At 38.9% G+C, this 10,845-nt stretch carries 12 protein-coding genes and 1 pseudogene; 2 read left to right on the forward strand and 11 right to left on the reverse strand.

Features of this window, described 5'->3' with window-relative positions; all coding sequences use genetic code 11:
- Positions 1–17: 17 nt before the first annotated feature.
- From trpA to QZ620_RS02870, 10 genes are all read right to left on the reverse strand, one after another.
- A complete protein-coding gene (gene trpA / locus QZ620_RS02825; RefSeq protein WP_295178891.1) occupies positions 18–782 on the reverse strand; it encodes a tryptophan synthase subunit alpha in 765 nt (254 codons plus the stop codon).
- A gap of 3 nt (positions 783–785) precedes the next feature.
- The gene (gene trpB / locus QZ620_RS02830) at positions 786–1,967 is read right to left on the reverse strand and encodes a tryptophan synthase subunit beta (protein ID WP_295178893.1); all 1,182 of its coding nucleotides are present in this window, start codon (positions 1,965–1,967) and stop codon (positions 786–788) included.
- A 1-nt stretch (position 1,968) separates the two neighbouring features.
- Positions 1,969–2,667 (reverse strand): phosphoribosylanthranilate isomerase, encoded by a 699-nt coding sequence (locus QZ620_RS02835; protein ID WP_295178895.1) that lies wholly within the window; start codon positions 2,665–2,667, stop codon positions 1,969–1,971.
- An 8-nt stretch (positions 2,668–2,675) separates the two neighbouring features.
- Positions 2,676–3,467: an indole-3-glycerol phosphate synthase TrpC gene (gene trpC / locus QZ620_RS02840; RefSeq protein ID WP_295178897.1), complete on the reverse strand. Its 792-nt coding sequence runs from the start codon at positions 3,465–3,467 to the stop codon at positions 2,676–2,678.
- A gap of 12 nt (positions 3,468–3,479) precedes the next feature.
- Entirely contained in the window at positions 3,480–4,472 is a 993-nt protein-coding gene (gene trpD, locus QZ620_RS02845; RefSeq protein WP_295178900.1) for an anthranilate phosphoribosyltransferase, read from the reverse strand.
- On the reverse strand, positions 4,469–5,086 hold the full coding sequence (locus QZ620_RS02850; protein ID WP_295178917.1) for an aminodeoxychorismate/anthranilate synthase component II: 618 nt from the start codon (positions 5,084–5,086) through the stop codon (positions 4,469–4,471). Before QZ620_RS02850 ends, trpD begins: the two co-directional genes overlap by 4 nt.
- A gap of 10 nt (positions 5,087–5,096) precedes the next feature.
- A complete protein-coding gene (locus QZ620_RS02855; RefSeq protein ID WP_295178902.1) occupies positions 5,097–6,491 on the reverse strand; it encodes an anthranilate synthase component I family protein in 1,395 nt (464 codons plus the stop codon).
- A gap of 216 nt (positions 6,492–6,707) precedes the next feature.
- Positions 6,708–7,277, reverse strand: coding sequence for a YceI family protein (locus QZ620_RS02860; protein WP_295178904.1), 570 nt, complete (start codon positions 7,275–7,277; stop codon positions 6,708–6,710).
- 16 nt (positions 7,278–7,293) lie between these two features.
- Positions 7,294–7,947: an NAD(P)H-dependent oxidoreductase gene (locus tag QZ620_RS02865; protein ID WP_295178906.1), complete on the reverse strand. Its 654-nt coding sequence runs from the start codon at positions 7,945–7,947 to the stop codon at positions 7,294–7,296.
- Positions 7,925–8,383, reverse strand: coding sequence for a MarR family transcriptional regulator (locus QZ620_RS02870; protein ID WP_295178908.1), 459 nt, complete (start codon positions 8,381–8,383; stop codon positions 7,925–7,927). The genes QZ620_RS02865 and QZ620_RS02870 overlap by 23 nt, the downstream gene beginning before the upstream one ends.
- Positions 8,384–8,521: 138 nt before the next feature.
- On the opposite strand from QZ620_RS02870, the gene QZ620_RS02875 reads away from it, so the two are divergent.
- Both QZ620_RS02875 and QZ620_RS02880 read left to right on the forward strand, forming a co-directional pair.
- Positions 8,522–8,836, forward strand: a complete 315-nt coding sequence (locus QZ620_RS02875) for a rhodanese-like domain-containing protein (protein ID WP_295178910.1) — start codon at positions 8,522–8,524, stop codon at positions 8,834–8,836.
- 157 nt (positions 8,837–8,993) lie between these two features.
- On the forward strand, positions 8,994–9,677 hold the full coding sequence (locus QZ620_RS02880; RefSeq protein ID WP_295178912.1) for a hypothetical protein: 684 nt from the start codon (positions 8,994–8,996) through the stop codon (positions 9,675–9,677).
- Between the two features lie 45 nt (positions 9,678–9,722).
- On the opposite strand, the pseudogene QZ620_RS02885 reads toward QZ620_RS02880, so the two are convergent.
- Positions 9,723–10,845, reverse strand: a pseudogene (locus QZ620_RS02885) (Na+:solute symporter); the annotation flags it as partial.

The raw sequence follows: 10,845 nt of genomic DNA on the forward strand, positions 1-10,845 counted from the left end.
AGGCTGTTACAATTAGGTTAAAGCTTGATAGGTTCGATAAAATTTGAAATTTCTGAGGTTCCTTCGCTATCAAGATGTTTTATAAAAGCACTACCAATGATCGCACCTTTAGCAAATTGTGTAGCTGCTTTGAAAGTTTCCTGATCCTTAATACCGAAACCTACGATCTGGGGATTTCTTAAATCCATTTTATGAATTCTTCGGAAGTAATCAGTAGTTTCATTTCCGAAACCTGAAGTAGATCCGGTAACACTGGCACTACTCACCATGTAGATAAATCCATTGGAAATGGAATCTATAAACCTGATTCTTTCTTCTGAAGTTTGAGGAGTGATTAGGAAAATATTGATCAATCCGTATTTTTCAAAAAGCTCCTGGTATTCTTCATGGTAAACATCTACTGGTAGATCTGGGATTATGAGTCCGTCGATACCAGTTTCAGCACACTCTTTACAAAAGTCCTCCACTCCGTATTGTAGCATGGGATTAAAATAACCCATGATGATCAGCGGAATCTCCACTTTAGGCCTGATATCTGTGAGTTGATCGAAAAGCTTTTGAGTGGTCATCCCATTTCGGAGAGCTTTGGTCGAACTTTCCTGAATAGTAGGCCCATCTGCCAGTGGATCGCTAAAGGGAAGTCCGATCTCAATAAAGTCAACACCGCTTTTTTCAAGATCCACAATGATCTGTTCAGTATCATCAAGGTTTGGAAAGCCTGCACTAAAATATATGGAAAGAAGTTTTCTGTCTTCTTTTAATTTCTCCTGAATTCTATTCATTTTCTATAAATTGAAATATTCAATATATGTGTTCAAATCCTTGTCGCCTCTACCTGATAGATTGACTACAACGATATCATCCTTCTTAAATTTCCGGTTTTCAAAAACTGCCAGGGCATGGGAAGTTTCTATAGCGGGAATAATCCCTTCCAGTTTAGCTAGTTCTAAACCAGCCTTCATAGCTGCTTCATCTGTAATGCTAATAAATTCTCCTCTTTTACTGGTAAAAAGATTAGCATGCATTGGTCCAACTCCCGGGTAATCCAGGCCAGCTGAAATACTATAAGGTTCAGTGATCTGTCCGTCGCCGGTTTGCATTAAAAGTGTTTTACTACCATGAATAATTCCGGGTTTTCCCAATGCTGAGGTTGCAGCACTTTCACCGGTATCAATACCTTTTCCAGCTGCTTCCACGGCGATGATCCCAACTTTTGGATTATCGAGATAATGGTAATAAGCTCCGGCAGCGTTGCTACCACCGCCAACACAAGCGATCACATAGTCAGGATCTTCTGTATTCTCCTTTTCCATTAGCTGGTACTTGATCTCTTCAGAAATAACACTCTGAAATCTTGCCACCATGTCTGGATAAGGATGTGGTCCAACTACAGAACCAATGATATAGTGAGTATCTACTGGATTATTAATCCAGTCACGAATTGCTTCGTTAGTAGCATCCTTCAAGGTACGGCTTCCGGATTTTGCAGGAACTACTTTAGCTCCCAGCATTTTCATTCTGGCAACGTTTGGAGACTGCCTTTCAATATCCACCTCGCCCATATAAACAATGCATTCCATTCCCATCAAAGCGCAGACTGTTGCCGTCGCAACACCATGTTGTCCAGCTCCGGTTTCAGCAATGATCCTCCTTTTTCCAAGTTTTTGCGCCATCAGGATCTGCCCGACTGTGTTGTTCACCTTATGTGCACCAGTATGGCAAAGATCCTCACGCTTTAAATATACCTTGGTTCCATAATGCTCACTAAAGCGTTTTGCATAATATAAAGGGGTAGGTCTTCCTACATATTCTCTCAATAGCTCATGAAACTCTTCCTGGAATGAATCTTCCTGCATGATCTCGATATACCTTGAACGCAGTTCTTCTACGTTAGGATATAGCATTTCAGGAATATAAGCTCCTCCAAAATCCCCGTAATATCCTTTTGCATCTACCTGATAGCTCATCTTATGAATTTATCTTTTGTTTGAACTCTTTTAATTCTTTCAATTTTTTTAATCCGGGTTTCAATTCGAATTTACTATTTACATCTACAGCATAAAGGAGATCTGGCTTGCCTTCTCTATAGAAATGATTCTTCAACTCGGCGATGGCTTCCCCATGTTCGGGCCCAATGCCACCACTAAGGAAAAATGGTGTATTAGAAGGATATTCTTTTAAAATCTGCCAGTCGAATTCCTTACCATTACCTCCTCGTAGAACTCCTTTAGTATCAAATAGGAAATAGTCTGCGATACCCTCGAATGCCTGTATCTTTTGAAAATCGAAGTGGTCGCCAACACTGAAAACTTTTATCAACTCTGGAGTGTTGCCATGTTGCTGAAAATTATTCTTTAGCTTTTGACAGAATTCTGCCGACTCCTCCCCATGCAGTTGAATTGCATCAAGCTTATGCTGGTTTGCAACCTCCAGAATCCTGGAAACAGATTCATTAACGAAAACTCCTGTTTTTTTGATATCAGCAGGGAGTTCAGGAAGTTTTCCTTCAAAATAGCGGGGAGATTTTTCGTAAAATATAAAACCCATATAAGTAGGTTTTAGATCTGCTACCTGCAACATGTTTCCAGGTTGTTGCATCCCGCAAACTTTTAGACTCAATCCAGAACTTTGTCCTGAGGCCGGTGTTGTTAAGTTTTGTTCCTGCATAATGTGACTTATGACTTCCTGTTAATTTCGTTTATAAAATCCTTCGCTGCCCTCCCGGGATCTTCTGTCCTCATAAAATTTTCTCCAACCAGAAAACCCTGATATCCATAATCTTTAAGTTCTGCAATTACTTTTGGGTCGCTAATTCCACTTTCTGATACTTTCACGAATTCGTCTGGTATATGCCTGGATAGATCTTTGGAGTTTTGGATACTAACTTCAAATGTTTTGAGATTCCTATTATTTACCCCGATCATGTCCACATTCGCTTCAATTGAATTCTCAAGTTCCTCAAGATCGTGTACTTCCAGTAAAACATCCATCCCAAGATTTCTCGCAAAAGTCGCCAGACGCTTCAATTCTTCAGTCGGTAATACCGCCGCAATCAGCAAAACTACATCTGCTCCAAAAGCTTTGGCTTCAAGAATCTGGTAGTCATCTACCATAAAATCCTTACGCAAGACCGGCATTTCTACTACAGCCCTGGAGTATAAAAGATCTTCCAGAGAACCTCCAAAATATTTACCATCGGTAAGGACAGACATACCGCAGACTCCGGCATCCCGATAACCACTCGCCACATCCTGTACATTAAGATCGTGGTTAATGACCTGCTTAGACGGTGATCTTCTTTTATGTTCCGCGATGATACCGCTGCTTGAATTTCTTAGTTTGTCTGCCAGTGAAACCGGATTTCTTTGAAATAAGATCGAATTTTCGAGCTGTTCTACCGGGAAAATCGATTTTTTCAGGTTTACTTCCCGACGTTTATCAGCAACAATTTTATCTAGAATATTCATAATCTCAGCTAATTATTTACTTAGGTCCTGTAATTTCTTGAAACATTTAAATGCATTACCAGATGCGATAGATTCCTTAGCGCGGGCGAAACCATCCTGGGCACTTAGATTTTCGACAGTTGCGATGGCCATACCGGCATTTGCGCATACGACATTTTCCTGTGCCTGTGTTCCATTGCCTTTCAGAATACCGGTTAAGATTTCTGCGGAAGATTCAATCGATCCACCTCCGGCAATTTGTGATTGTTGCAATTCTGAAACTCCAAAATCCTCTGGTTTCAACATACTTTCAGAATCGTTCCGAATGCTTTTGGTCTCACAGGTTAACGAAATTTCATCGTAACCATCGAGAGCATGAAGTATCGTATAATTCTTATCGGTATTTTGATAAAGATACGCATACATACGTGCCAGCTCCAAACTGAAAACGCCTACGAGTTGATTCTTGGGAAATGCAGGATTTACCATAGGACCAAGCATATTAAAGAATGTTTTTACAGCTAGACTTTTTCTAACCGGTGCAACGTTTTTCATCGCGGGGTGAAAAAGTGGTGCATGGAGAATGCAGATATTGGCTTCTTCCAGAGTTTTCTGAAGAAAACCCTGGTCACTGCTAAACTTTATCCCAAGATATTCCAGGACATTGGAACTTCCACTTATTGAAGATACACCATAATTACCATGCTTGGACACCTTAATTCCGGCGCCTGCGGTTACAAATGAGGCGGTTGTCGAGATATTGAAAGTATCTTTTCCATCACCGCCGGTTCCACAGAGATCCACGGTGTTATAATCCTTGAGATCTACCTTTACACATAGTTCGAGCAATGCATCTCTAAAACCTTCCAGTTCCTGGATGGTAATACTTCTCATCATATAAACCGTAAGAAATGCTGCGATCTGTGTTTCTGAATATCTCCCTTCAGAAATATTAAAAATAGCCTGTTTTGCCTCGCTGGTTGTTATAGTTTCGTGACTAATAAGCCTGTTTAAGAGATCTTTCATGAAGTTGTTTTCTCGTTTTCCTTATTCTGAAGTGTTTCTGTTGAAGATTCATGTTCTACCCAGTTTTTTATCATCTTTTTACCATCTGGTGTCAACACAGATTCCGGGTGAAACTGAACTCCCCGAACATCATATTCTTTATGTCTCAACGACATGACCTCACCTTTTATATCATAACTGGTAGCCTGTAGCTGTGGAGGAAGTTCTTTGGCAACTACCCAACTGTGGTATCGTCCAACTTCCAGTTCTTTTTCCAGTCCTGAGTATAAATATTCATCTTCGACGAAAACCTCAATATTGGTAGCGACGCCATGATAAACCTCTTTTAGGTTCAATAATTTGCCTCCATAAACTTCACCTATCGCCTGCATGCCGAGACAAACCCCCAAAATACTTTTGGTAGCGCCATATTCTAAGATGATTTGCTTTAAAAGTCCTGCCTCATTTGGAATACCCGGACCCGGGGAAAGCAATATTTTATCATAATCAGCCACATCTTCCAGATCAAGCTGGTCATTTCTCTTTACGGTCACCTCACAATTCAGTTCTTCAAGATAATGAACAAGATTATATACGAAAGAATCGTAATTGTCTATTACAAGGATCTTTTTCATCTTTTCCATTCTAAATTTCTTCAGCTATTTCCAGAGCTTTGGTAAGTGCTCCCAGTTTATTATATACTTCCTGTAACTCATTCTCAGGCTTGGATTCTGATACGACTCCAGCACCTGCCTGGTAATGCAATTCGTGATTTTTACTTACAAAAGATCTAATGATGATCGCATGATTAAAATTGCCTTCAAAATCCATAAAACCAATCGCGCCTCCATAAGCTGAACGATTCACATTTTCGAATTTTTCAATAAGTCGTAATGCCATTGGTTTTGGAGCACCGCTTAATGTTCCAGCAGGAAAAGTGTCTGCAACGATCTGTGGTGTTGGCACATTGGCGGCAATCTTTCCGGTGACTTTGCTAACTAGATGAATAACATGAGAAAAGAATTGAATTTCGCGGTAATTTTCAACCACAACATCACTTCCATTTCGGCTTAGATCATTACGGGCCAGATCAACAAGCATCACATGTTCCGAATTTTCCTTGCGATCTGCAGCGAGTTCCTTGGCGAGCTCTGCATCTTTTTCATCATTTCCGGTACGCTTGAAAGTTCCGGCAATTGGATGAATTTCAGCTCGACCCTCGTTTACTATTAACTGTGCTTCAGGTGAACTTCCGAAGATTTTAAAATTTCCGTAGTCAAAATAAAAGAGATAGGGGGAAGGGTTTACATTCCTTAGCGCCCGATAAACATTAAATTCATCTCCCTTAAATTTCTGAGAGAAACGTCTTGAAAGCACCAGTTGGAAAACATCACCACGCTGGCAGTGTTCCTTGGCCGCCTCTACAACATCACGATATTGATCATCATTCAGGTTCGAGTATGGCTGCTTGATTCTGGAAAAATTATAGGAAGCAAAATTCTTAACCTTCAATAGTTGTTCAATTTCCTCTAGTTTGGATTCAGATTCATAACTATGGTCGAAGATATAAGCCTCGTTCTTGAAGTGGTTGATCGCGATAATGTTTTGATATACTGCATAATAAACATCCGGGATTTTTAAATCCTTTTCTTTACGTTTGATCTCTACATTTTCAAAATACCGAACGGCATCGTAGCCTATATAACCAAATATGCCATTATTGATAAACTTAAAATCTGAAGCATCAGCTTTAAAGCGCTTTGAGAACTTCTGTATCGCAGCAGGGACTGAAGCAGTTCTATCGATCTTAGTTGTTTGAACCGTACCGTCTGGTAGACTTTCAGTAATAACATCATTTTCTACTTTAAATGAGGCTATAGGATTGCAGCAGATATATGAAAAGCTATTATCACTTGCATGATAATCACTACTTTCCAGCAAAAGACTATTTGGATAACGGTCGCGAAGCTTCAAATAGATACTTACCGGAGTAATTGTATCTGCAAGGATCTTTTTTGAAGTTGTCTTTAATTCGAACATTGAATCTTAATTTTTTTGAATAAAAAAAGGCTTGTCGTGAGACAAGCCTTATATATCTATATATGAAATGGCGTATCAGCTCACGATTTATTGCGTAAGTTGCTCCACCACCAGTTATGTGTATTCGTTATAAACATAGCTTCAAAGATAGAAATCAATTATTTCTTATCAAACTAAATTTTAAAAAGAATCCCAAGATTTACCTAGGGAGTCAATTTAGAATTTCAAAGTGATGTCAAGATCAAAATTGTCGTAGATCGTCTTGTCTCCCAGATTGTCAAAGAAACTACCCGACCCGTAACGAACATCATATTTAGTTCTATCAATAGTTACCTGTGTAGTGGCCGTATCACCGTTCATGGTAAGATCAAACGTTAAGGGGTGTGTTTGTTCCTTTATAGTAAGGTCTCCAACGATTCCGTATTTCCCATTGCCTTTAGAAGCTGCACTGGTAATTACAAGCTTTGCTTTAGGGTGATCACTCGTTCCAAAGAAGTCATCAGACTTTAAATGACCTTCAAGTTTTTCTTTACTGTCACCAGAAAGGTCGGTCACTGTAATAGTACTCATATCCATTACAAACTCTCCGCCAGTGATCTTATCATCTTCCATCAATAGGTATCCGCTTTCCAGCTGGATAGTTCCTTCATGAGATCCGGTCACTTTTTCTCCGGTCCATTTAATAGTACTTTCAGAGGTATTTACTTCTTTTTTCGAATTGGTAAATGCTACGGTAGTCAAAACTACCAGCATAATTACTGCGGAATTAATTAATTTACTTTTCATGATGTGAGTTATTATATTATATAAAATGAATTAAATCTGAAGTTGATTTTCTAACCTTTGCAAGGTGCTGATACTGATCTTCAGCGCTACGATATCCAATAGGAGCGATTACTGCGGTAGTTAGATCTTTATTTTCAAGCTGAAGAATTTCATCAAACTTGCCAGCATTGAAACCTTCCATTGGACAGGCGTCTATCTTCATATGAGCAGCTGCAGCTAATAAGTTACCTAATGCTATGTAAGCTTGTTTCGCAGCCCATAAGTTCTGTTTTTCCTGAGGCAATTGAAGTGTTGTATTCTTGATCATGTCCTCCATTCCTTTCAGATCTTCCCGAGACATGTCGCGTGTTGCCGCAATATTGTTTAAATAAGTATTAACATAATTTTCAGTCACCTTAGTAAGATTCGCAAAAATTACAAGATGAGATGCTTCAGTGATCTGGGTTTGATTCCAGGCTTCAGCTTTAAGTTTCTCCCTTATTTCAGGATTTTCAACCACGATCACCTCATAAGGCTGTAACCCATAAGAGGAAGCGGTAAGCTGAACGCTTTCCAGTAATTGATCAAGGTCTTCGCGATTGATCTTTTTCTCGCTATCAAATTTCTTTGTAGCATATCTCCAATTCAGGTCTTCGTTAAATCTAGTTTTAGTTTGTGTTTCTAAGCTCATTTAATTTATTATTTAAATCTGTTAATTCTTTTGTTGTTAATTTTTCTGAAAATCTATTCTCCATTGATTCTACCAATGGATCAATCTCTTTTAAAAGTTCCTGTCCAGCTTCGGTAATAGTAATTTCAACTTTTCTTCTATTGGAAGGACAGGTGATTCTCTGGCAGAATCCTTTTTCGATCAGTTTGTCAACCAGTCTTGTGGTGTTACTCATCTTACTCACCATTCTTTCCTGAATGGTGCCTAAGTTCGCAGGTTTACCTTTTTGACCTCTTAAAATTCTTAGGACGTTGAACTGCTGAGAACTGATGCCGTATGGTTTTAAAACTTCCTGCATTTCTTCGCTTAAAAAATTTGCAGTTACAATAAGATTAAGAACCAATCTTTTGGTTTCAGAAATCTTACCGGAAGTTTTTAAAAGATCCTCTATTTTCATTTGTTGTTACAACATTTGTACATACAAATTTAATGAGTTTAGTCTTGACTGATAATAAAATATTGTTAAAAGTAGAATTGAAGACTTTACGGTTTTTTCAGCAATCCTATCTTTACGGCAACCAAAAACTTGATTAACATGAAAGAATTATCACAGTATGAGTGGCAAAAGAAGGCCAAAAGCGACGATAAGGCAGTACTCCTGGATGTGAGAACAGAGGAAGAAGTTGATGAGGGATATATTCCGAATTCTAAAAATATAGATATCTATAAGGGTCAGGAATTTGTTGATGAAGTAGACAAACTTGATCGTGACAAACATTACTATATATATTGTCGTTCCGGAAAAAGAAGTTCTCAGGCCTGTACCTTACTAGATCAAATGGGCTTCGCAGAAACTTATAATCTTGCTGGCGGTTTCTCTGAATGGGAAGGCGAGAAAGAGACAAATTAATATATTCAAAATTAGATTGAAAGCACCACTTGTTGGTGCTTTTTCATTTTCAGTAATACTGAAACACTTGTTTATGCGTTAAAAACTTAAAGCGGATTATTTGATTAGTCTATTTAATTGATATATTTAACCCCGATTGACCTCGAATTAAAGCATCATGAATAAATCTTTATTTTTTATAATTACAGCGCTATTGTTCGCTACGAGTCTAACTGCCCAGGATTTTAGCTTCGGAATAAAGGGAGGACCTAGTTACTCCTCAGGTGGTACTATTACCGGAATAAGTTCCAATGGATTATATTTTGACGGTGTAGTGGAAGCGGAATCTGAGATAACTTTTCATGCCGGTGCCTTTTTCGAAGTAAGATTCGGAAAATTCCTACTTAGACCAGAATTTATTTACAGCACAATGGAAACGGAATTTCCTTTTCCAACAGCACCTTCAATCTACGCAGTTGATAAAATTAATGTACCATTATTAATAGGATATAATGTTTGGGGACCAATTGATATTTATGCAGGCCCAGCTTATCAGAATATTTTAGATGCTTCACTCGAAGGAACTGAACCACCAGACCTGGAAATAGTTGCGCAAAATACTCCGCTTAGTGGACAGATAGGAATCAAGGGGTCTTTTGGAAGGTTTGAACTGGACCTGCGCTACGATCGTTCTTTATCTTCAGAAGAGAACCAGGGAATTGATATAGTAAATGCCGATTATGGAATTAATCGAGCCACTTTTAATGATACGAGATTAAACCAGATCATGCTAAGTATTGGTTTTAAAATCTTCGATAGTTCAGCTAATCCTGGAAGAAGAAAAGGTGGATGTTACTTTTAATTTGATAAAACATAAAAATTATAAAGGGCTCCATTGGAGCCTTTTTTATAGTACCTGAGTCCGGATCTTGAACCAAAGCCTTCTTAAAACAAATGCCAGAATTAGAACAATACCCGTAGTAATACTTGCTTTGAAATATTCACCGTAGATCCAGTACCCGGTGCTGAAAAGTGCGCTGTATACTGCAAAGCAACCAAGTATAGTAGCTAATATTCCGGAAGGAACATTCCAGGAATTATTCTTGCTATCTACAAAACCATCCATACCGATTGCTTTCCATCCCGGTCCGCCGGGTTGTGTGCGTTTGTAAAAGTTGATGAGTACTTCTTTTTTCTCAGGTCTTGTAAGGAAGGTAACCAATAACCAGGATAAGGTAGTGATGCCAACCACAATAGGATATGTTGCCCAGCCAGGAAGTAAACCTGCTATTTTAGTGTTTGTGGCATTATCTAAACCTCCAAACATATAAATCCCAACACCGGTAAAATTAAAAACTACCGAAATAACTCCTGAAACCAACATGGCTGTAATTTCACTCCAGGCATTAATTCGCCACCAGAACCAGCGGAGTAAGAAAATAAGACCGGTTCCTGCGCCAAACATCAGTATGATATTGAATAGTTGAAGTGCATTCTGCAATACCAGAGCCAGAACTGCACTAATAAGCATGAGTACTACGGTACTTATTCTTCCAACGTTTACAAGTTCGTTTTCTGAAGCAGTTTTTTTGATATATCTTGAGTAAAAGTCATTCACAATATAGGAAGATCCCCAATTTAGATGTGTTGAGATAGTAGACATGTATGCAGCAACTAAAGAAGCAATAACCACTCCCAATAGCCCGGCTGGTAATTTAGTTAGCATTGCAGAATATGCCAGATCCTGTCCAAGCTTATCTTCACTTACATTAGGAAAGGCTAACTGAATGCTATCTAGATCAGGATAAACGATCAGAGAAGCGAGAGCCACGAGAATCCATGGCCATGGTCTTAAAGCGTAATGAAGCACGTTGAAAAAGAAGGTAGCACCAATTGCATGATTTTCATTCTTCGCAGCCAGCATTCTCTGGGCTACGTAACCACCACCTCCAGGTTCTGCACCAGGATACCAGGCGCTCCACCATTGAACTGCCAGTGGAATAATTAATAAAGTGATCAGTGCTTCAGTG

The organism is uncultured Christiangramia sp., from assembly GCF_913046405.1.
GTDB lineage: Bacteria > Bacteroidota > Bacteroidia > Flavobacteriales > Flavobacteriaceae > Christiangramia > Christiangramia marina.

Bases quoted from the DNA above. Each gene is read 5' to 3' on its own strand.
- trpA (WP_295178891.1), bottom strand. From the start codon at position 782: ATGAATAGAATTCAGGAGAAATTAAAAGAAGACAGAAAACTTCTTTCC.
- trpB (WP_295178893.1), bottom strand. From the start codon at position 1,967: ATGAGCTATCAGGTAGATGCAAAAGGATATTACGGGGATTTTGGAGGA.
- QZ620_RS02835 (WP_295178895.1), bottom strand. From the start codon at position 2,667: ATGCAGGAACAAAACTTAACAACACCGGCCTCAGGACAAAGTTCTGGA.
- trpC (WP_295178897.1), bottom strand. From the start codon at position 3,467: ATGAATATTCTAGATAAAATTGTTGCTGATAAACGTCGGGAAGTAAAC.
- trpD (WP_295178900.1), bottom strand. From the start codon at position 4,472: ATGAAAGATCTCTTAAACAGGCTTATTAGTCACGAAACTATAACAACC.
- QZ620_RS02850 (WP_295178917.1), bottom strand. From the start codon at position 5,086: ATGAAAAAGATCCTTGTAATAGACAATTACGATTCTTTCGTATATAAT.
- QZ620_RS02855 (WP_295178902.1), bottom strand. From the start codon at position 6,491: ATGTTCGAATTAAAGACAACTTCAAAAAAGATCCTTGCAGATACAATT.
- QZ620_RS02860 (WP_295178904.1), bottom strand. From the start codon at position 7,277: ATGAAAAGTAAATTAATTAATTCCGCAGTAATTATGCTGGTAGTTTTG.
- QZ620_RS02865 (WP_295178906.1), bottom strand. From the start codon at position 7,947: ATGAGCTTAGAAACACAAACTAAAACTAGATTTAACGAAGACCTGAAT.
- QZ620_RS02870 (WP_295178908.1), bottom strand. From the start codon at position 8,383: ATGAAAATAGAGGATCTTTTAAAAACTTCCGGTAAGATTTCTGAAACC.
- QZ620_RS02875 (WP_295178910.1), top strand. From the start codon at position 8,522: ATGAAAGAATTATCACAGTATGAGTGGCAAAAGAAGGCCAAAAGCGAC.
- QZ620_RS02880 (WP_295178912.1), top strand. From the start codon at position 8,994: ATGAATAAATCTTTATTTTTTATAATTACAGCGCTATTGTTCGCTACG.